This is a genomic window from Christiangramia aquimixticola (genome assembly GCF_048285835.1).
Lineage (GTDB): Bacteria > Bacteroidota > Bacteroidia > Flavobacteriales > Flavobacteriaceae > Christiangramia > Christiangramia aquimixticola.
This window is the reverse complement of the sequence record NZ_JBLVTL010000001.1, coordinates 18,640-40,616: the sequence shown is the minus strand read 5'-3', so window position 1 is coordinate 40,616 and position 21,977 is coordinate 18,640. Positions and strand designations below refer to the sequence as shown.

Annotated in this window: 18 protein-coding genes; 13 read left to right on the top strand and 5 right to left on the bottom strand. The window is 38.8% G+C overall.

The genetic code is table 11. The features are described from left to right. The first annotated feature begins 48 nt into the window (after positions 1-48). Genes ACNKXV_RS00175 through ACNKXV_RS00165 form a run of 3 tightly spaced genes read left to right on the top strand, consistent with a single transcriptional unit; the run spans position 49 to position 2,287 of the window. A complete protein-coding gene (locus tag ACNKXV_RS00175) occupies positions 49-1,086 on the top strand; it encodes a helix-turn-helix domain-containing protein (RefSeq protein ID WP_417905676.1) in 1,038 nt (345 codons plus the stop codon). Next, positions 1,064-1,801: a DUF3891 family protein gene (locus tag ACNKXV_RS00170; RefSeq protein WP_417905675.1), complete on the top strand. Its 738-nt coding sequence runs from the start codon at positions 1,064-1,066 to the stop codon at positions 1,799-1,801. The genes ACNKXV_RS00175 and ACNKXV_RS00170 overlap by 23 nt, the downstream gene beginning before the upstream one ends. A 33-nt stretch (positions 1,802-1,834) precedes the next feature. Beyond that, entirely contained in the window at positions 1,835-2,287 is a 453-nt protein-coding gene (locus ACNKXV_RS00165) for an MgtC/SapB family protein (RefSeq protein WP_417905674.1), read from the top strand. On the opposite strand, the gene ACNKXV_RS00160 is transcribed toward ACNKXV_RS00165, so the two are convergent. The 3 genes from ACNKXV_RS00160 to ACNKXV_RS00150 form a co-directional block, all read right to left on the bottom strand. Beyond that, positions 2,284-3,315, bottom strand: coding sequence for a hypothetical protein (locus ACNKXV_RS00160; protein ID WP_417905673.1), 1,032 nt, complete (start codon positions 3,313-3,315; stop codon positions 2,284-2,286). The genes ACNKXV_RS00165 and ACNKXV_RS00160 overlap by 4 nt on opposite strands. A gap of 195 nt (positions 3,316-3,510) precedes the next feature. After that, the gene (locus ACNKXV_RS00155; RefSeq protein ID WP_417905672.1) at positions 3,511-4,113 is read right to left on the bottom strand and encodes a DUF998 domain-containing protein; all 603 of its coding nucleotides are present in this window, start codon (positions 4,111-4,113) and stop codon (positions 3,511-3,513) included. A 216-nt stretch (positions 4,114-4,329) separates the two neighbouring features. Then, positions 4,330-4,587 carry a hypothetical protein gene (locus ACNKXV_RS00150; RefSeq protein WP_417905671.1) on the bottom strand — a complete coding sequence of 86 codons (258 nt, stop codon included), beginning with the start codon at positions 4,585-4,587 and terminating at the stop codon, positions 4,330-4,332. A 480-nt stretch (positions 4,588-5,067) separates the two neighbouring features. On the opposite strand from ACNKXV_RS00150, the gene ACNKXV_RS00145 reads away from it, so the two are divergent. The 7 genes from ACNKXV_RS00145 to ACNKXV_RS00115 all read left to right on the top strand — a co-directional run bounded on the left by ACNKXV_RS00145 (position 5,068) and on the right by ACNKXV_RS00115 (position 17,731). Continuing rightward, positions 5,068-7,236: a TonB-dependent receptor gene (locus ACNKXV_RS00145; protein WP_417905670.1), complete on the top strand. Its 2,169-nt coding sequence runs from the start codon at positions 5,068-5,070 to the stop codon at positions 7,234-7,236. 139 nt (positions 7,237-7,375) lie between these two features. Beyond that, a complete protein-coding gene (locus ACNKXV_RS00140; RefSeq protein ID WP_417905669.1) occupies positions 7,376-7,765 on the top strand; it encodes a response regulator in 390 nt (129 codons plus the stop codon). A 247-nt stretch (positions 7,766-8,012) separates the two neighbouring features. After that, entirely contained in the window at positions 8,013-8,699 is a 687-nt protein-coding gene (locus ACNKXV_RS00135) for a TetR/AcrR family transcriptional regulator (protein ID WP_417905668.1), read from the top strand. Then, on the top strand, positions 8,692-10,356 hold the full coding sequence (locus ACNKXV_RS00130; protein ID WP_417905667.1) for a peptidase domain-containing ABC transporter: 1,665 nt from the start codon (positions 8,692-8,694) through the stop codon (positions 10,354-10,356). The genes ACNKXV_RS00135 and ACNKXV_RS00130 overlap by 8 nt, the downstream gene beginning before the upstream one ends. 5 nt (positions 10,357-10,361) lie before the next feature. Continuing rightward, a complete protein-coding gene (locus ACNKXV_RS00125; protein ID WP_417905666.1) occupies positions 10,362-11,708 on the top strand; it encodes an HlyD family secretion protein in 1,347 nt (448 codons plus the stop codon). Then, the gene (locus ACNKXV_RS00120; RefSeq protein ID WP_417905665.1) at positions 11,705-13,099 is read left to right on the top strand and encodes a TolC family protein; all 1,395 of its coding nucleotides are present in this window, start codon (positions 11,705-11,707) and stop codon (positions 13,097-13,099) included. The genes ACNKXV_RS00125 and ACNKXV_RS00120 overlap by 4 nt, the downstream gene beginning before the upstream one ends. Positions 13,100-13,243: 144 nt before the next feature. Continuing rightward, positions 13,244-17,731 carry an ATP-binding cassette domain-containing protein gene (locus ACNKXV_RS00115; RefSeq protein WP_417905664.1) on the top strand — a complete coding sequence of 1,496 codons (4,488 nt, stop codon included), beginning with the start codon at positions 13,244-13,246 and terminating at the stop codon, positions 17,729-17,731. An 80-nt stretch (positions 17,732-17,811) separates the two neighbouring features. Here ACNKXV_RS00115 and ACNKXV_RS00110 read toward each other — a convergent pair whose 3' ends face one another. Next, on the bottom strand, positions 17,812-19,653 hold the full coding sequence (locus tag ACNKXV_RS00110; protein ID WP_417905663.1) for a PLP-dependent transferase: 1,842 nt from the start codon (positions 19,651-19,653) through the stop codon (positions 17,812-17,814). Between the two features lie 211 nt (positions 19,654-19,864). Between ACNKXV_RS00110 and ACNKXV_RS00105 the strand changes: the two genes are divergently transcribed. After that, the gene (locus ACNKXV_RS00105) at positions 19,865-20,320 is read left to right on the top strand and encodes a hypothetical protein (protein ID WP_417905662.1); all 456 of its coding nucleotides are present in this window, start codon (positions 19,865-19,867) and stop codon (positions 20,318-20,320) included. 178 nt (positions 20,321-20,498) lie between these two features. Beyond that, on the top strand, positions 20,499-20,981 hold the full coding sequence (locus tag ACNKXV_RS00100) for an SRPBCC family protein (RefSeq protein WP_417905661.1): 483 nt from the start codon (positions 20,499-20,501) through the stop codon (positions 20,979-20,981). A gap of 268 nt (positions 20,982-21,249) precedes the next feature. On the opposite strand, the gene ACNKXV_RS00095 is transcribed toward ACNKXV_RS00100, so the two are convergent. Next, entirely contained in the window at positions 21,250-21,456 is a 207-nt protein-coding gene (locus ACNKXV_RS00095; RefSeq protein WP_417905660.1) for a hypothetical protein, read from the bottom strand. 227 nt (positions 21,457-21,683) lie between these two features. On the opposite strand from ACNKXV_RS00095, the gene ACNKXV_RS00090 reads away from it, so the two are divergent. After that, entirely contained in the window at positions 21,684-21,968 is a 285-nt protein-coding gene (locus ACNKXV_RS00090; protein ID WP_417905659.1) for a GNAT family N-acetyltransferase, read from the top strand. Positions 21,969-21,977 lie beyond the last annotated feature (9 nt).

The following is a 21,977-nucleotide window of genomic DNA, read 5'->3' as shown; positions in this document are numbered from 1 at the left end:
ATGTAATAGTGTTAATAAATTAGTATTTGATTAACGCATACCCTGAACATGAATACCATAGCGATTCAAAATATTGCGGCAAACGACATATTTAATCGGTTGGCCACTGAGTTTAAAACTGCTTTAAATAACAATTACGGAGAATATAGCATTAGAATACCATCCCGGTTTGGAAAGGGTACAATTACAGGTATTAATTTTCCCAGTGGAATAGGACTATTTAAATTTGACGTCAATTTTAAGGATGAGCAATGTTTTATTTATGATGGAGCAAAGGTTCACCCTTTTAAGTTCGCCTATGTACTAAGTGGAAAGCTACAGCACCGGTTCAAGGGAGAAGATATCATTCATTGCATTCAGGAAGGCCAATCTACAATTCTGGGAGCACATAGGGATAGCGGAAATATGATCTACTTTCCGGAAAATACCAGGGTGGAAGTTATACTACTCGATGTAAACCGCAAAAAATTTATTGATCAAATAGGTTTTGATCTGGACGAAAAGGATGAAGTTTACCAACGAATTTTCGCTGATACCGAAGCCGTTCGAACCTTATATCACCATAGCCAGTATAGCCTTAAAATGGCTCATCTTGCGAGTGAATTGAATACTTTTAAACCAACCGGATTGGAAAGGGTTTGTTTTATTGGTGCAAAGGCTCTTGAACTGTTATCATATATGTTGATGCTTTACCGGGATGATGAGCAACAGGAAGAAAAACAACGAATTATCCGGCAAAAAGACCTTTCCAGAATTCGCAGGGTTGTCAATTCCATAGATCAAAATCTGGCGGAACTTGGAACTATTAAAGCTCTTGCTGAAAAGGAGGGAATAAGTGAAGTGAAGCTTCAGGAAGGCTTTCAGATCTTATTTAATACCTCAGTAAATGAATATATACAACAGCGCCGACTGGAAACCGCTATGCAACTTTTAAATAAGACTAATAAGACCATCAGTGAGATCGTTTACGCCATAGGATTTAACAGCAGAAGTCACTTTTCAAAGATCTTTAAATCTAAATACGGAGTCTCACCAAATCATATTAGAAAAGGAATAAAGACATATGATCGTAAATACCAAAAATAAAGGCTGGGAGATATTTTCTCATTCTGCTCACGGATTACTTGCCGGCCAGATCGCCAATGAATTAATTGAAGAGCTGAAGGATGAGAACTGGGTTGCCACGCTGGCTGCTATAATAGAACATGATGACAGGCAACTTGACTTCGATGAGAAGGATTATTTAACCGATTTAGGAATGCCAAGAGATTTTTTACTTGAGGAGCGAAAAGTGGAGGAGATCATCAAACGTTCAAAACGACTTTTGGTAGAGGCCGAACGAAAATCTACGTGGATTGCCATTTTAATTCTGCATCATATTCAATATATCTACAAGGATATGGCTCAGGATAATAAAAGCCTCTCCAGTTTTTTGGAAACCCTGCATACCCGGGAGCAAAGCCTTATTAAAGCAAATAAGCTGCCGGTAAAAAAGGTAAAGGATACTTATCAAATTCTTGTGTTTGCAGACAGGTGTTCCCTAATTTTATGTCAGGATGCGATCCCGGCCATGAACAGGAAACTGGAAATAAATACAAGTATCAGGGATACCACCTATTTTATTAAGGAAAAGGAGGATGAACTTATAACTATAGAACCCTGGATCTTTAGAAGCGACAATTTTAGTGTTAATGCAGAGTACAAAGTATTAGATCAAAGTTCTTTTAAAGATAATAAGGAGTTCGAAAAGTGTTTAAATGAATGTCCAGTTCGAATAAAAAAGTGGAACTTTAAGAAATAGTCTGTTTTTGGATGTTATAAAATCAACCTGATTATGGATATGGATATCGATGTATGGGAATTTATCTTGAAAACCGGTGCTGCTTCTATAAGTGGAGCATTGTTAGGTCTTGAACGAAAATATAAAGGAAAGCCGGCTGGTCTAAAAACCTATACTCTAGTTTCCCTCGGTGCGGCCACGTTTATTATTATCTCTTTACTATTTCTTAATGAAAGCGGCACAGACATGACCCGTATTGTTGGGCAGGTAGTAGTAGGAGTTGGGTTTTTAGGAGCGGGAGTGATCCTTCATGATAAAAACAACAAATCTGTTACCGGTCTTGCTACCTCGGCAACCATCTGGTGCAGTGCTGCTGCGGGTTCACTTGCCGGGTTCGGACTTTATTTGCCGCTTTTTGCTTTTACCATCATGGTATTGGTAATAAACCTGGTATTTGGATATGTAAATTCCAAGATTGATAACAAAGCAGATGAAGAATTGGATTAATTCTGAAAGTTTCTAACATTAATATCTTCCCGGGTACTGTATAATACATCCCAGCTCCAACCGTCATTCTGTAAATAAGCCAGGAGTAATTTTCTTCTGGTTTCGAGGTTTTTTTTATCCGATTCACTCATCTTAACTTTATCTGCATCAAAATCATTTAAGTAAGATACATCCGGGTGTTCCGGTTCATCGTCTTCCGGAGTGATAAAAGCTGAAGCCAATGTGGATAAATAATAAGTCATCGCATTGTAAGCTCTTTCAAGGTTAGATCTATTCTCAATATTTTCATTATTGATCTTATATTTTAAGATGGACATACATTCGTCCAGACTTACTAATTGAACTGACAGGGCTTCATAAGTTTTAGTTGAATGAAAGTAATGAATCACCGGGTAAGCCAAATGATATTGGGAGATCTGTACCAGTAATTGTTCCAGGTCACCAAGTCGCTCTGTGAAATCTTTAAAATTATCATGCTGATAATTTTCCAGGATCGCTCTTGGTGTATTACCAAGGTTGTGGATAAGGATGCTAAGCTGTCTTTTAAGTGTAATAGCTTCAATTACGGGAAGTAAAAAAGATATTCCCAAACTAATAAATACCACCCCGGTATAGGAGATAAATCCCGTGTAAAGCAACCAGAAATCGGTATGAGGAGTATAATCCCCGTTCCCCATGGAAGACAATACATAAGCACTAAAATATGCCTTTTCTATAAAGCTGGTGATAAAGGTTTTTTCTGCTGAAGACCACAAAGCTTCAGGATCTGAATAAACGATAAAGGTATTTCCTATCCAGAGTAAAAGGATCCAGATAATTACTATAAATATGAGTACCAGGGGGCCTATAAATCGCAGGAATTCCTTTCGCCCATCCTTACCGGCCAGTTTTAATGAAATTCTCCAGATAAAACGCGAAACCCTGTCAGCGATAATTCCCGCTCCCCTGGGAGCAAGAATGGTGATGATCATATCGTAAATAGTGGCCAGCGTAATAATGAGACCAAGCGAAAAAAGGAAAGGATCCATATAAATTTATGCTTTTGAATTTAAATTTAATGAGAATAAATCTGAACCCTTTACAAAACAACACGCTTAACAAATCCTTATCATTATTGATGGAGATTTTAAAATTGGAATATGGAGGATTGTTTTTAAGGTAGAGCTTCAGCCTTCAAACTATAGTAGAAGCTTAAATTTTATAAATTCAGTATACATACATACTTAACTGTCTTTGGCTATGGCAATACGGATAAGGTGGTAAGAAACCACTGCAGGCCAGATAACCAGTAACGAACAAATCAATCGTTCATAAGCACCATTGTATCCATCAGGAATATATGGGAGCCACGGCGCAGTTACCAGCCAGATCCCTGCAATCCAGAGGGAAAATTTTTTCAGGGAAGGTTTAAGTGTTTGTATGTCGGAACTTATAAGAAAAGTCAAAACCAAAAATAAACCTGCCAGGATATAAACAAGGGTGCGATGAATATTTTCGCCCGGTCTTCCCGCATATTGATTATGCTCTGCGATCATGATAATATCCCCAGCAATCAAAACCAGAATAATAAGACTTATAATCCATTTAAGCCCATCTTTTTTCAAGGTATAGAGGCCTGCAGCAATGGCAAGATATCCCATAGCCAGTATATTCAGTCCCCAATCCTGAATCCAGCCATATTTTCCAATTGCAAGCATGCTTATGGTGTTGGCGATAGGGTTATGCGCTTCATGTACGGCTATTCCAATTAAGTCGGCTGCGAGTACAGCGATACATCCAATGAGTCCAATAATTCCTGAGATCTTGAAAATTGTAGTCTTCTGCAAAGAATAATATTTTAGTTAAAACTTATGATTTTTCTTCTTCCAGCAATATAACGATATAAACCTGTTTTTAAAAATTACCAATCCACCAAAGATGAACGCCTATGAACAATAAAATAGCTTACCTATTTTAAAGTCATTTAATAAAATAAAAGAGAGCACGGCCAATTTTGGTAAAAGATGCAATGATTGAATGCAGATAATCTTTTCATTTAAAATTTAAGAGCATTCTCCTTTTTGAATCTTTTTAAAATGATTCATTAAATCAAATGGATCCTCTTCCACATATTCCCAATTTCCATTTCGATATTGAAAAGTATAATTAAAGTATTCTCCGGACTCATCGAAAACTACCAGCAATTTGTCCTTGTTTTTAAAATCCATTGGTTTATCGAAAGCATCACTTTCATTTAGTCGCCCCTGTAGGACGGCAGAATTGAGAAAAAAATGCGGATCTCTGTAGTGTGTGGGTACCATTGGATCACCCATTATACATTCTCACTTACCCGGGATATACCTGAATAAAACCCAGTAATTTTTGAGCTTTTTTTAGAAGTTGTACAGGTACAAAATTTAATAATGCGAGATAGAGCACATATTTTGTGGAAGATTAATTAACTGAAGATAATTAATTTTCCTATTCAATAGATCTGCTAAAATTGCAAATAAGCATCTTTTAACTTCAAAAAATCATAGTTGTATCAGGAGGTATGGAAGACCCGTTTTGACCTAACTTCTCCCGGCTCTCAGTCCGTATGTTTCTATAGAATTTCTTACTTTTGAACCCCAAAAGTTCAGAAGGTTTTCTTTAACCGAATAATCTTCAAATTTCGAATAATTTGTACAGTTAAATTGCCATTTCGATCGATAGATACGCGACTGGTATTGGCTTTAACCGGAGTTTAGTACTGAAGACTCCCAATTGTTTTTTTAAATCTTATATATCCTTTTGTCATAATGATCAAAATTCTTTTAAGACTCTCGGTCTTACTTTTTACTATAAATACTTTCGGGCAAAATTCTCTGGAAGCGGTTATAAAAAACGCCGAAGACGATATGCCCTTACTTGGAGCGAATGCTGTAATAAAAGGAACTTCTATTGGTGCTACCGCAAATCTGGATGGAAGGTTATCCTTAAAAAATATTCCGAATGGTAAGCAAACTATCGTATTCAGCTTTGTTGGATTCGTTTCAAAAGAGGTTGCAATGGAATTTCCCCGGGCAAAAAAGGATACACTAAACATCTCCCTTCATCCCGGCGGGGAAGAAATGGATGAGATCCTCATACAATCAACGAGATCCCGCCGTACCATCGCCGATCTCCCAACCCGGGTTGAGGTAATTTCTGGAGAAGAACTTACTGAAAAAGGGAATATGAAACCAGGTGATATCAGGATGCTTTTAAATGAAACCACGGGGATTCAGACGCAGCAAACTTCTGCCATTTCAGGAAACTCCAGCATCCGTATCCAGGGGCTGGATGGTAAATATACCCAGCTGCTAAAAGATGGTTACCCTATGTATTCAGGATTTTCCGGCGGATTAAGCTTATTGCAAATCGTTCCTTTGGACCTTAAACAGGTTGAGGTAATAAAAGGATCTTCTTCCACTTTATATGGAGGGGGTGCCATCGCAGGTCTGGTAAACCTTATTTCCAAAACGCCGGGCGAGGAAAGGGACCTTGATTTCATGGTAAATGCAACTTCTGCCTTAGGGCTGGATATTAGCGGATTCTATTCTGATACCTACGGAAAACTTGGTGCCACCGTTTTCGCTTCTTATAACCTTGGTTCGCCTTATGACCCTGCAGATATTGGTCTTACCGCCATCCCGGAATTTAATCGCTATACCATCAACCCACGGATTTTCTATGAATTTTCGAATGACACCAAATTTGATATTGGAGTAAATACCACGGTTGAAGAAAGAACCGGGGGCGATATAGAGTATATTGAAGGGGAGGATGTAGAAGACCCTTTCTTCGAAAAAAACAGTACGAATCGTACAACCTTGCAGTCCGGACTGGAACATAACTGGAATGAAAATAACCGACTAAATTTAAAAACCAGCTTCAGTTTCTTTGATCGAAAGATTGAGACCGGAGATTATGCTTTTTCCGGAAACCAGTTTGCATCATATAACGAAGCATCTGTAATATTCGGAAGTAAACAAATGGAATGGATCGGAGGCTTGAATTTATGGATAGACAAGTTTGATCAGGACAAATTATCAAATGATCCGGTGGTGGATTATGCGCATTTCACCTATGGGGCTTTCGTGCAAAATAACTGGTATGCTGCAGATTGGTTTCAGCTTGAAACAGGCCTGCGAACCGATTATCAGAATGATTATGGCTGGTTTGTTCTGCCACGCGTTTCTGCGATGTTTACTTTAACCGACAAGCTTACCACCCGTATAGGAGGAGGACTTGGATATAAAACGCCTTCGGTTTTTACTGAAGATGCAGAACGGCTTCAGTTTCAGAATGTTTTACCTATAGACGTTAGTAAAACCGAAGCTGAAAATTCTATTGGTGGAAATTTCGATTTTAATTACCGGACAGAATTATTTAACGTGATTGATTTTACCAGCAACACCTTGTTCTTCTACACGAAAATTGATAATCCAATAATTCTGGAAAATACGCAACCGGGATTATTTGAATATCAGCAACCCAATGGATATATAGAAAGCAGGGGAATAGAGGCGAATTTAAAATTTGGTTATAAGGATTTTAAGCTTTTTACCGGGTACACCTTTGCAGATGTAGATCGTACTGAAGATGGAAATACTTTCGAAATGCCGCTGGTTTCACGCCATCGTCTCAATAATGTTTTGATGTATGAACTGGAGGAAAGCCTTAAGATTGGATTGGAAGGTTATTATTTTAGTCCGCAACAATTAAACGATGGAGCAACGGGGCAGGGCTACTGGATATTTGGTCTAATGATGGAAAAAATCTGGGAAGATTTTTCGATCTTCCTGAATTTTGAAAACTTTACCGATTCCCGTCAAACCAGATTTGATTCTATTTATACCGGATCTATTTCAAACCCACAATTCAGAGATATTTATGCGCCGGTTGATGGCTTTGTGATAAATGGCGGGTTCAAGCTTTTTCTTTAGGGGAGATAGAATTCTCGATTTTATAACATCCCGGTGTTTCACCAGTAAAACCGTAACAAATGTTAATTTGCGTGAATAACCAATTTGGTTTTCTTGCTTTGTTATATTTGCCGAAAATTCAATTCGATAAAGATTACGCATGAAGTATGACAGAATTTACCTGGTAGATGATGAGCCCCTTGTGAATGCCATTCAATCATTAATGATCAGGAAACATTTCTCTGAAACCGAACTGGTCAATTTTAATACTTCTACAGAAGCTCTTAAGACTATTACCGAAGCAGACGATGCAAATGAAGGGGTTGTACTTTTATTGGATCTTAATATGCCGGTGCTCGATGCGATAGATTTTTTAAAAGAGCTGGATAAAAATAATTTGAGCGTCTATCCGGATATATATATAATTACCGCATCTGCAAATCAAAAGGAACTGGATTTTGTCAGGAAACATCGTCTGGTTAAGGACGTGATCTTTAAACCTCTTAACGACGAAACCATTAAGGCGCTTAAGGTGACGTTAGAAGGATAACTCTTTCCTCTCCAGTAAGTTTAGATTTTCAAATTTAATTCTCCCTTAAAGGATTTACGGTCCTTTAGGAATATCTGCGCGCGATAATTTCAGTCTCGCAAGGCTTTATTTTTTTAAAAAGCCTTTTCTACAAGGCCTGTAAATTGCCGGATTTAGCTGAAAATAATAGTTATACAATAGTTAAATAACATATAAACTTTCATGTTATAATAGTAATACTATTAATTTTGCCGAAAATTGAAAAAAGGTGGATGAACTATTTAAGAATGTAAAGATTTCGGTGAACCCGGAATTGTACCTCAAGGACCCCGAATCCAGTGCTCTGGGACAAAGAATTGTTGGGAATGGGATTCTCCTTATAGATCGCATAGGTTTTGAAAAATTTACATTCAAAAAGCTGGGATTGGAGATTGGTTCGAACGAGAGTTCCATCTACCGGTATTTTGAGAACAAGCATAATTTTCTGGTTTATATCACCAACTGGTTCTGGGGATGGAAGGAATTTCAACTTACCATGGCTACTTACGGGATAACGAATGCTCATGAGAAATTACTTAAAGGTGTGGAAGTGATGACTCATCCGGTTGTGGAAGATTTTCGGTTTTTACATATTAATGAGGTCGCTTTATACAAGATCATCATCAATGAATCTTCTAAGTCCTACCTGACTAAAGAAGTGGATTCCCAGAATAAGGAAGGCTATTTTTCGGTCTACAAGCGTTTGGTTAAAAGAATTTCCGAAATGATCAATGAGGTTTCGCCGGAATATCGTTTTTCTCTTAGTATGGCCAGTATGATCATGAATGGTGCACTTCATCAGCATTTTCTTAAAGATCATTTCGCATCGATCACAAATTGTAATCAGAATATTACTGCTTCAGAATACTTTAAAGACCTGGTGATAAAAACTTTAAAAATGGAAGATCATGGCTGAAGATAAACTCACAACCTGGCAAAGATTCATTGGTCTTTTAAAACTGGAAAAGAAAGACTTTTTGCAGATCCTGTATTATGCAATTTTCGCCGGACTGGTAAACCTTTCGGTGCCTCTAGGGATACAGGCCATAGTAAACCTGATTCAGGGTGCTCGAATTACGACTTCCTGGATCGTTCTTGTGTTTCTGGTAACCATGGGGGTTGCTTTCGTGGGAGTATTGCAGTTAATGCAGATCCGGATCCTGGAAAATATTCAACAGAAGATCTTTACCAGGGCTTCTTTTGAATTTACTTATCGCTTCCCAAAGATCAAAATGTCTGAACTTCAGAATTTTTATCCGCCGGAACTTGCTAACCGATTCTTTGATGTGATCACTATCCAAAAGGGAATCTCCAAACTTGTACTGGATTTTCCGGCAGCAGTCCTTCAGATCGTATTTGGGTTGATCCTGCTTTCTTTATATCATCCGTTCTTTATTTTATATGGTATCCTGCTGGTCTTCCTTATCTACCTGGTTTTTTTATTTACAGCAAGAAGAGGTTTGAATACCAGTATTGAGGAGTCTAAAATGAAATACCGGATCGCTCATTGGATTCAGGAAGTGGCCAGAACCCTAATAAGTTTTAAAATCTCCGGAAAAACTCAACATGCTATTAATAAAAATGATGCTCTGGTAAGCAAATATCTTGATGCTCGCGAAAGCCATTTCCAGATCCTGAAGTTACAGTTTATCCAGATGATTGGATTTAAAACGCTGGTAACTGCCGGGCTGTTGGTGATTGGAGGAATTCTGGTTTTAAATCAACAAATGAATATCGGTCAGTTTGTAGCAGCAGAGATCATCATTCTTTTGATCATAAGTTCAGTTGAAAAGATGATCATGGGGCTTGAGAATTTTTACGACCTGCTTACCTCTCTGGAAAAATTAGGGGAAGTGGTGGACAAGAAACTGGAACCTATTGGAGGGGACAGGAGCTTTGCAGATAATCACTCTCTTGAGATCGAATTGAAGAACGTAGGTTTTACAAGTTTTGATGGAAGAGAAATCCTTAAAGATGTCAACCTTACCATCCGTTCCGGAGAAAAGATTTATCTGGGAGGGATCAATGGTTCCGGGAAGTCTATCCTGCTTAAGATTATTGCCGGACTTATTGAACCGCACAGGGGAAAAATCTATGTGAACGGGATTTCCCTGAAAAACCTGGACCTTAATTATTATCGCTCGCTGGTGGGTCAATCCCTTTCTGAAGAGTCCTTATTTGAAGGAAGCCTGCTTGACAATATTACTTTTGGAGATGATTCCATTGGGCAGGCGGAGATCTCTGAAATTATGGAGAAAACCGGTCTAAAGGAATTTGTACGTGAGCAACCTGAAGGCTTGGAAACACTTATTTTTCCGGAAGGACTTCAGCTTCCCCATACTATTGCTAAAAAGATCATTTTAGCCAGAAGCCTGATTAGAAAGCCAAAATTATTGATCCTCAATGAACCTTTACATCAGGTTGATAAGGAGGAAGAACAGAAGATCATTGATTATTTATTCGGTTTAAAAAATGACTGGTCCATAATTGTTTCAAGCCGCGATGATATATGGAAAGAGAAATGTCAACGTCATATCCTGCTTGATAAGGGTATTATTCAAAATAACTCCTGAAGATCATGCTGAATATTACAAATAATTCATTGAACGAAAAGGTAGACCTTACCCGGTATAAAGCCGGTAAGAAGGTTTTTCATAAGAAGTATTTTAAATACTTTAACCGGTTTCTAAAATTCTTTGCGCTGTTTGGGATAGTCGTGCTATTTCTACCCTGGACACAAACCATTTCGGGAACCGGCTCTGTGACCACACTTGGGCTGGAACAGCGGCCACAAACTATACAGTCGGTAATTCCGGGACAGATCAATAAGTGGTATGTGAATGAAGGTGATTTTGTAAAAAAAGGAGATACCATCCTTCATATTACCGAGGTTAAGGACGAGTATTTTGACCCTGCACTTATTGAAAGAACCGGAGATCAGGTAAAAGCTAAATCAAATTCTTTGAATTCCTATGATCAAAAGCTTAACGCCTTAGACTCACAATTGTCAGCACTTCGGGAGGAAAGGGAATTAAAACTTGAGCAGGCGAAGAATAAATTGGCGCAGGCCAGGTTAAAAACCAAAAGTGACAGTATAGATCTAGAGGCCGCAAAGACCAATTTGAATATTGCCGAAACTCAGTTTAACCGAACTCAGTTACTACAACAGGAAGGCTTGAAAGCCATGACCGATGTTGAAGAGAAAAAACTGAAACTACAGGAGACTCAGGCAAAATTGATATCTCAGGAAAATAAATTATTGGCCAGCCGTAATGATATCATTAATGCGAAAATAGAGATCAACAGGACCAAAGCAGAATACAGCGATAAAATTTCCAAGATCATAAGTGAGAAATCTTCTGCCCAATCCGGTCGTTTTGATGCCGAAGCTGAGGTAAGCAAACTTCAGAATGTTTACACGAATTATGAAATGCGAAAAGACCTCTATTATGTGCGTGCGCCACAGGATGGGTATATCAACAAAGCGATCAAAGCCGGAATAGGCGAAACTTTCAAAGAAGGGGAGCAATTGGTAAATATTATGCCGGCAACTTACGATCTGGCAGTGGAAACTTATGTAAAACCACTGGACCTTCCATTATTGCATAAAGGCGAAAAAGTGAGAGTTAGGTTCGACGGTTGGCCGGCAATTGTGTTTAGTGGCTGGCCCAATGTTTCCTATGGAACCTATGGAGCCAGGGTAGTTGCCATAGAGAATTTTATTAGTCCGAACGGGAAATACAGGGTCTTACTGGCGCCAGATGAGGAAGATCATCCCTGGCCTACCGCCCTGCGGGTTGGTTCTGGAGCAAACACGCTTGCGCTTCTTGAGGATGTACCAATCTGGTATGAGATATGGAGACATTTAAATGGTTTCCCTCCTAATTATTATAAGCCTGAATCAGAAAATTCCGAATCCAAATGATACGTATGAACATGAGGTTAATTTGGCTTTTTTTTCTGCTGCCATTATTCGGAATGGCACAGCAGCAGGATAGTCTTTTCCTGGGTTATGAAGAATACCTGGAGATGGTTAAAATGTACCATCCGGTAGTAAAACAGGCAAAGTTATTAGGCGACCAGGGGGAGGCAGATCTTTTGAAAGCGAGAGGTGGTTTTGATCCTAAGCTCGAAGCGGGGTATAACCGGAAAGACTTTAAGGATAGCCGATATTACGACCTTTTTAATTCCACTTTTAAGATTCCAACCTGGTATGGTGTAGTGCTCAAGGCGAAATTCGAAAAGAATGAAGGCGTTTATCTTAATCCTCAGAATAAGGTTCCTGAGGAGGGCTTATTTGCAGCGGGAATTTCTGTTCCCGTAGGTCAGGGTTTATGGATCAATGAGCGCATGGCTGCCTTGAAAAAGGCAAAAGCATATCGGCAGCAAACAAGGGCAGAACAGCAGTTGGCGGTTAACGTGATCCTGTATGAAGCTTCTTTGGCATATTTCGAATGGTTTTCGAAATACAAGGAACTTTATCTTTACCAAAGTTTTATAGAGAATGCCGAAAGGCGCTATAATGCAATATTAAAATCTTTCCAAGCGGGTGATAAACCTGCGATTGATACCCTGGAAGCCAATATTCAAATTCAGGATAGGATGCTTAGTCTGGAACAGGCTCAACTTGAATTTTTTAAAGCCTCCATGAATTTAGGCACCTTTCTATGGGCAGATGAGAACACGCCTTTGGAGCTACAGGAACAGGTTTACCCATCACCTGGGCTTGGGGAGGATTCTATGGAAATTGTGGGATTATCTTTTGAGGAGGAGCTTGCCGGTCATCCAAAGCTAAGGTCACTGGAATATAAACTGGAAATATTGGATGTAGATAAAAGATTGAAAGCCAATAAACTCTTACCAAAGCTGGATCTGGAGTACAACTTTTTAAGTGCTGATCCTGATATTTTTCGCGGCTATGTGAATGAGAATTATAAGATAGGATTTAATTTTAGTATTCCGCTATTCTTAAGAAAAGAACGGGGAGAACTAAAGTTATCTCAACTAAAACTGGAGAATGCAGAACTGGAGCTAATAAGCCAGGAACTGGAACTGCGAAATAAGATCAGATCTCTCCGTGAGCAATTCGCCTCATACCTAGAACAGGTAGAAATGATCAATGCACTTGTGGATAGTTATACCAGCATGTTGAAAGCAGAAGAGAGGAAACTGGAACTGGGAGAAAGTTCGGTGTTCCTTGTCAACACTCGTGAAAAGAGTTTAATATCTGCACGCCTCAAACAGATTGCTATAAAACAGGAGTTATGGGATACCCGGGCCGAGCTTAAAAAGGTTCTTGCTCTTTATGAGGGGTAACTATCACTAAGAGAATAATTTTTCTGAATTAATGAGGTGAAGTTTGAAAGTGCATCCTAATTATTTTCTTCTCATTTTAACCCGATTTTAAGCTCTTTTAATCTTTCTATATTTATTTTTCAGAAAAAGAAACCATCAGCCTTTATGCGCATCAAAAATGCACACCAGAACAATCTCAAAAATATAGATCTAAGCATTCCTGAAAATAAACTCATCGTTGTGACCGGTTTATCAGGTTCGGGGAAATCTTCTCTGGCCATGGACGTGATCGCCAATGAAGGTTATCGTTACTTTTTAGAGAGTTTACCGGCTTATAATCAGCAAAATGCGCAAATGATTCCTACGGCTGAGGTGGATGATATTGAAGCACTACCACCCGTGATCAGGGTGGAGCAGTCCAAACGCTTTCAGACTGTTAATACAACTTTCGGGACTCTCTCAGAACTTACTTCGATCTTCAGAATTTTATTTGCCCGCTATTCAGCTGAAGAAACCATGAGCAAATCACTGTTCTCTTTCAATCATCCAAAAGGTGCTTGTGAGCATTGTCATGGCATTGGAGAGGCTGAATATATCGACCTGGATAAACTGGTGGGAGATGAGAACAAAACCCTAAGGGAAGGAGCGATCGTTACTACTTTACCCAATGGCTATATCGTATATTCTCAGATCACAGTTGATGAATTGAATAAAGTATGTAAGGCACATGGTTTTAGCGTGGACGTGCCCTGGAAAGATTTATCGGAAGAACAAAAGGATGTGGTTTTAAATGGGAGTGATCACCTTAAGGTCTTTTTCGGGAAACATACCCTGGAATCGCGGCTTCGATGGGAAGGCTTGAAAGCAAAGCCTCGCGAGGAAGGATATTATAAAGGGATACTTCCCATTATGAAAGATATTCTGAAAAGGGACCGTAATCCAAACATCTTAAAATTTGCCAGTTCCCGTATTTGTCCCAGTTGTAAGGGAGCACGTATTAAAGCTGAACATCTTAAATATAAGTGGAAGGGGCTGAATTTTCAGCAATGGATGGAGCTGCCTCTAAGCGAATTATATGACAAGCTCAAAAACCAGAAATTAAAACAAGGAGAACAGGTTCTTGTTGAGAAGATCTGTACGCAATTATTCGATCTCATTCGGCTGGGAATGGAAGAATACCAATTGAGCACTCCGAGTATGGAGATTTCTTCCGGTGATGCTCAGCGCATTAAATTGATCAGGCAGGTGAACAGTAATCTGCAGGGAATTATTTATGTATTTGATGAGCCTTCCATTGGTCTTTCTGAAGATTATCAATATTATTTGCTTCATATCCTGAAGCGTTTGATTAGTAAGGGGAATACGGTCATGGTAGTGGAACACGACCTGAATTTTATCCGGACTGCCGACTGGATCGTGGAATTAGGACCAGCTGCCGGAGTGCATGGTGGTGAAATTATTTATAATGGACCCACCCAGGAATTTTTAAATGCGGAAGGCCTCTCAAGTCCCACTCTGGCCGAATTGAAAAAAGAAACATCAGAATCTGCTAAGAAACCTAAAAGCGAAGCAGCAGATTCATTTCAGCCTCAAATTGGTGAATTGACGGTGGTGAGTCGAAAAACTCCTCAGCTTCTGCAAATACTTTCAAACTACACTGAAAAAGAGAATTTAAAAATGCTGAAGGTATCAGATCAGCCCATCGGTAAGACCCCGAGAAGTAATCCGGCTACTTATACCGGCTTAGCCGATAAAATTCGGGATCTGCTGGCGAAATCTCCGGAAGCTAAATCCTTAAAACTGGCCAAAGGAGCTTTTTCATTTAATAACAAAACCGGAAGATGTGAAACCTGCGAAGGGGCAGGGGTGATTACTCTTTCCATGAATGTGATGGGCGCCATTAATCAGGTTTGTCCTACCTGTAATGGGAAGCGATTTAAGCCGGAAGTGCTGCAGGTGCATTGGAATGATAAAAATATTGCAGACATCTATGACCTGAGTATAGAAGAAGCTTTTGATTTCTTCAGTGAGGAGAAGAAGATAACTAAAATATTGTCTTTGATGATGCAACTGGGGCTAGGTTATATCAAACTCGGCCAGCCTTCCAACACCTTATCTGGCGGGGAAGCACAGCGTATTAAACTCACAAAGCATTTCGCCAAACAATCAAAAAAGACCCTGTTATTGCTTGAAGAGCCCAGTATAGGTTTGCATCAGCAAAACGTACGGCAGTTGTTAAAAGCTTTGCATCAGCTTAAAGATCAAACGGCGGGTATTATTTGCTTTGAGAATCATTCGCTTTTTAAAGCTTCATGTGATACGCTGGTGGATAATTCCCTGAAGGCCGAAACCCTGAATCTGAAAGAAGTTTCAGATAAGCGATTGGACAGGATCTCCATAAGGGGAGCCAGAACACATTACCTCAAAGACCTGGATTTGGATCTACCTAAAAGTAAATTGACTGTGATCACGGGAATTTCGGGTTCAGGAAAATCTTCTTTGATAATAGATACGCTGAATGCTTATGGACAACAGGAAATGACCAAACAATTTTCTGCTTATCAGCAATCCAGGGTAGGAGTGAATTTTCAAATGGAGGTAGATCACATTGAAGGCCTTAGTCCAACAATTTGCATTACCCGAAAAGAAAAGAGTTTTACCGGGCGTTCAGATATTTCCAAGCAAACGGGGTTAGATAAGATCCTGCGTTTTGCCTTCTCCAGAAAAGCGCAGTATGAAGAAAAAGAATTATCTGCCAGTCATTTTTCTAATAATCATGAGTTGGGGAAATGTGCTGTTTGTGATGGTCTGGGTGAGGATTTGCTTCCAGATCTGGATAAAATAGTGCTCGATCAGGATAAAAGTATTGCTAATGGTTTGTTTGAGCACAACAAAGCTCTGGCTTATTATGGGCAGGCAGGTAGTCAGTATATGGCGATCGTAAAGGAGTTGGGTGCCGCCTACGGGTTTAGTCTGGAAACTGCTTTTAAGGAGTTGACAGCTAAACAAAAAGATATTCTGTTCAATGGCGCAGACGATACGCTGTGGAAAACCAACTGGCGATTCAAAACCAAAACCAGGAAAGGTACTCAGGAAATAAAAATGCAATGGAAAGGACTTTTCCATTATTTAAAAGACGAATATTTTAAGACCCGGAAAAATAAGAATATTGAAAAGCTGAAGTCTCTCTTTTCCCCAGCAGAATGTAGTCATTGTGAGGGAAGTGGCTTAAAGCCCGAACGATTAGAATTTAAGATAGGTGGAAAATCCATTCATGAAATAAAATCCATGGATTTCAATGCCCTGGAACACTGGCTAACTTCCGATCATAAAGAGGAAATAGATCAAAAACTTATCTCTAAGATCCAGCCTTATTTAATGAACACTATTAAGCGGGCGAAGCAGCTACATATAGATCATCTGCAACTTAATCGAAACTCTACCACTCTTTCCGGAGGAGAAAATCAACGGGTAGCACTTATCAAACAGTTGAACTCTCCCTTAAAAGGGATTACCTATCTGCTGGATGAACCTTCCGCAGGATTATCCAATGACAATATTCCAGATTTGATCAATATCCTAAAAGAACTCATTGAAAAGGATAACACCGTTATGGTGATCGAGCACAACAAGGAGATCATTCTGGCGGCAGATGAGCTGATCGAAATGGGACCTCAAGCGGGAAAACTGGGTGGGAATATCACTTATCAGGGCACACCTCAGAAATTTTTAAAACAATCCGACAGTCATCCTTTCCTTAAATCGGCGTCCAATCCGGTAAAGTTAAAAGGGGGAGATAAGACTATTGCCATCAGAAATTTGGCCAAACATACCTTAGTAAAAGAATCACTGGATATCCCGGTTGGTGGGATCACGGCCATTAGGGGTAAGTCTGGAATTGGAAAAACCACTTTGGTAAAGAAGATCCTGATGCCAGGTATAAACACGGGAAATCCTGTTAATTGCGAAAGCATTGAATTTCCCAAACGATATTCGGGCGCGTATTATTTTGAGTCTAAAAAACTTCGTTCGCATTCAAATACTTTATTAGTCTCGTATCTGGATCTGCTGAAAGAAATAAGCAAGTTTTTTGCTGCTGAAACGGGACTTAAGCCTCGTGACTTTTCATATAAGACAAAAACAAGTCAGTGTCCTAATTGCAAAGGCAGGGGTTATCTGGAAACCAGCCTGGATGTAGCGGCCAATGCGATCGAAATCTGTGAAGCCTGTAACGGGCAACGTTATCAGAAGCATATCCTGGCTCGTAGAGTTGATTCCAAAAATATCGCTGAGGTTCTTGCCCTGAATTTGAAGGAATTTAAGGAATGGTTAGGAGAGAAAAATGCTCCCTCTAAAACTCTTGAGTTTTTGAGTCAGTTAGAAGAGATTGGCTTAGCTCATTTAAGCCTGGACCAGCCGGTACAATCATTGTCTTCAGGAGAAAAGCAGCGCTTATTATTACTTAACTGGCTGCAGGACCAAATTACAGATGCGCTTTATATTTTAGATGAACCAAGCACCGGCTTGCATTTTGCCGATATTGATCTTTTATATGCGATCCTTAAAAAGCTTAGTGAAGCTAATGATATTCTTATCATCGATCACAATCCTTATTTATTAGAAAAAATAGGAGTGGGGATGGTTCTGGAATAATTGGCGTGAGAGATAAATATCAAAAAAAGACGGCAATCCCAGGAAGGACTGCCGTCTTTTTAAAATACTATAGGATGTACTTAGATCTGCGCTACAAAATCTGAAAATACCCTTTTATGCAGTTCCATATCCAGATCTGGTGAAACCGATACCCGGGCTATATAATCCTTGTCCTCTTCCTTGGTGGTACCTTGTGTTGAGGTTGCCGGGATCGTCCAGTAACAGCCTTTTAACTGGCCATAACTCACACAATACTTACTTTCATTGGGAATCTCAGTGATCATCATATCTATAAGCTTCTGATTCAATGCTCTTTTATAGATCTCCCGCTCTTTATCAGTATTTCCTTTGGTAGGTAGATCCAATGAAAATACCGAAGGAGTAAAGCCTTCATTCGCCAGTTCTTCTGAAACAAAATTGATCTTAGCTTCCGGTAAAACCTCTCTTATAAAGTTTACAAACTCACGGGTATTTTTATAGGCATCTTTGATCCTCTGATTCATGGATGGCAGCTGCTCCGCAAGTATTTCTACCTGAAGGGCAGTAGCTTCATTATCGCAAAGTTTTATATGCTTTTCGATATTGTGCATCAGGGATTCCGCCTTTTTGTTGGCCACGGCGTACCCGGCAGTACATTTCCCTCCACTTGGAAATTTCGAGCCACTCACATAGGAAATAGTTCGAATAAAGGAGAGGATCCCATCTTCTCCGCAAAATTGTACGTTCGGGCAAAAGGTTTGATCCAGAATGAATACAGGATCTATCGCCACCTCTCCGGAAGCAGTTTTTCGTTCTTTATTTAAAGCTTCCCTAAGTTTTTCAAGATCGGGAACTTCAACTCTGGGGTTGGTAGGAATTTCTGCGATTATAAATGGAACGGCATCTGCATTTGCAACCTGTTGCAGTACTTTATCTGTGCTCTGAACCATATTATTATTCCCATCCACAGGAAGATCCAGGATCTCTACATTTTCCAAACATGCCGCAACCCGTCTCGCCTGATCATTGGTGCCGCCATAGCAGTTTGGAGGAACAATGATCTTTATTTCTTTTCCCGGGTGTTTTTCAAGAGCCTCATCAATAAGCCCCATCATAATGGCATATTGAACCGAAAGTCCGCAGGAACCAAGAACCACTTTAGATTCTGTTGCGGTGATCTCGTGAACCGACTTCTCCACACTTTCTCTGTTAGCTTCAAAATTGCTAGCCTCTGTCGAAACCGACTTGCCCAATAATTGTTTCAACGCAGAAAAACAATCGGCCGGTGTCATGGCGATGGTTTCACGCCTTCTTACATGCTGAATTTCGGAAATGTAATTCTCATTTTCAGTTCCGTTAACTACGATAACGCTGCCCAGTTCGCCCTGCAGACTAACCAGAAAATCTATATTTGAAGCAAGCTTTATTTCACTCAGATCATCCTGTTGTGATATAAAAACTGTACTGCCGCTGAAGCTGGAAATGTCCGCTACATTTTTCACCTGCTTTAACTCGAAATTATAGCCGTAAACATGTTTTAAAGTTTCAAAATCAAAACAATCCGGTAATTCACCGGTATATGCGATCTGCGTATTTCTATCCTCAAGTAAATTCTTTCTCAAAACTGCTAAAACGGGAGTCGTTTTAGATGAAAAACTGATCACGTTATCTGGTTTAAAACCATTCAGCTTAGCAATTCCCCATTCCAATACTGTGGATAGTGGGTGCCCTAATCTGATATAATCAAAAGCTGTAGGTAATTCACCAAGTGCCGACTTTTCAGAATTATTGGTGTTATATAAATTTTCAAACCGTTCCAGAAATTCGGTTTTCGCCAGGTCTTCATTATAAATATCCAGTCGATGGGTTGTAAGTTTCAACCAATCTAAAGGCATGTTCTTCAATACGTTTTCTAAATAAACGGTCACATTATTCTCTGGCATGATCTTCAATTTTAAATCGGGTGGGAATATAGTAGAATTGGGATGTTTTTAAAAGAAATATTGAGGGTATTCTAAGGAAGTTTTGATAGTTTACTGGACCTGTGCTGTTCTGCAAATTTAAATTCTATTAAGCAGATCCATATCGATATTAAGATTACGTGTTAGATTTTAATTATATTGAATTTTACTCAAAAAATATTAAATAATAAAAATGAAAAATTCCTTTACCAGCTTATTATTACTGTTAGTACTATTCACCACCTCATGCGCAAAAGAACCCGAAATTAAAAAAGTTAGATACCAATGGGCAGGTATGGGAAATTTTACATTTAAAATGTATGGAGACTTGGCAGGAACATATATTCTAAGATCAAATTCAGACCTTGAAAACCTGAAAGAAGCAACCAATGGTGATATTAATATTCTGGGGGATTACATAGAAGAGGTTAATTTTGACGAAAAAATGATAGTAGGGATAATTGGCGAAATTATATATGAAGAGGATATAGCTATTATATTTAAAGATATGGTAGAAACCGAAGATTATATTACAATAAACACTTTTGAAAAAATTTATGACATTGAAGAAACCGAAGGAGAAACTCAACCATATTCTTTTGCTATTATAAACAAAACGGATAAGTCAATTATATTCAATTATAACTAGTCAGTTATCAAATTAAGTTTAAAAAAAACCTCCAGTTCTTGCTGGCGGTTTTTTGCTCGTTTTATTTCAGGACATATTTCACAGCTGTTAATAATATTGATTAACCTTCCACCTTGTTAAGCATGTCTAATATTTCACTGAATTACCTAAATTGTGGGGACAATTAAAATGAAATCATATGCCCGTAATTCAGTTAGATACCATAATAAAAGCAAAGCAGGAAATAGTATTTGACCTGGCCCGAAGTATCGACTTTCAATCGGAAGCGGTGACCTCTTCCAGCGAAAAAGCGGTTGCAGGAAGAACTAGCGGATTGATTCGCTTAGGTGAAACTGTTACTTATAGCGGAAAACATTTAGGGGTCAAACAAAGCCTTACCACAAAGGTTACAGAATTTGACCGGCCATATTTTTTTGTAGATGAAATGGTAAAAGGAGCTTTTAAGAGTATTCGGCATGAACATTATTTCGAACTAACGAACGATGGAACCCTAATGAGAGATTTTTTTAAATTTGAAGCTCCGCTTGGTATTCTGGGATGGGTGGCAAATAAATTGTTTCTGGAGTCGTATATGACAAACTTCCTCAAAGGACGAAACAAAACGCTGAAGGAATATGCCGAAACCGGCAAGTGGAGAGAAATTTTGAAGGAGAATTATTAAAACTCTTAATCACCATTCAATTTAATAAATTCACTTGTGTTCCATGAATTCTTCAGAAAAAGTGAAAATGCGGTAATCTTCAACTTCTAAATGTACGACTGCTATCAATGATAGCATCGTTATATGGTAAATCTGAGGTAAAGCTTCGATGCTGATAGAAATCTACCCAATAGCAGAAGAATCCGCTTAAAAAAAGAAAGGTTCTTTTACCCGCTCTCAAGCTTCTTTTTTATGGAAATATCAGTCAGCTACCAATACAAAAATAGAATTAAAGACCCGGAATTGGGGTGAATTTACCATTAGTGGATTTGCCCAGAACAATTACATCTTTACTGTTCTTATACTCCTCTATAGCAAGTTTAAGCTGCTCCACGGTATCCCTACGAATTTTCACACCTGAATTCTTGTTTTTATTTCTTACTTCGATATAATAACCGTCTCTAAGATCTTTCGGTTTTGTGGAAGGTCTACCCATAATAGTTTTTAATCTCCGCTTTGTGATTTAGTATAATCTACCAAAATACACACTTTTATCAAATTTTAAATGATTTGTTGAACGAAAAAGCTATAATATTTCAAATTGTAATTAAATTATACCGAAACTATTTTATCCAACATTCGCAGAGACATACAACAAACAGACAATAGAAATCCTTAGTAGTTTGACTTTAAACCAATAATAAAATATAAACCCAACACTATATGGAAATTACCTTAAAGGAAAGAGACAATAAAGGCCAGGCGATGGCTAAAACAGGTGAGAAAAAAGCAGGTGTGATGACTTATTCTATCGCAAATGATGATTTTATTATAATAGACCACACCGAGGTTGAACCTAAATTTAAAGGGAAAGGTATTGGAAAAAAAATGCTTTATGAGATTGTGGAGATGGCCCGGCCGAAGGATCTCAAGATTTTACCTTTATGTCCGTTTGCCAATGCGATGTTCAAAAAATCTGAAGATATTCAGGATGTTCTAAAAAAATAGAGAAGATAT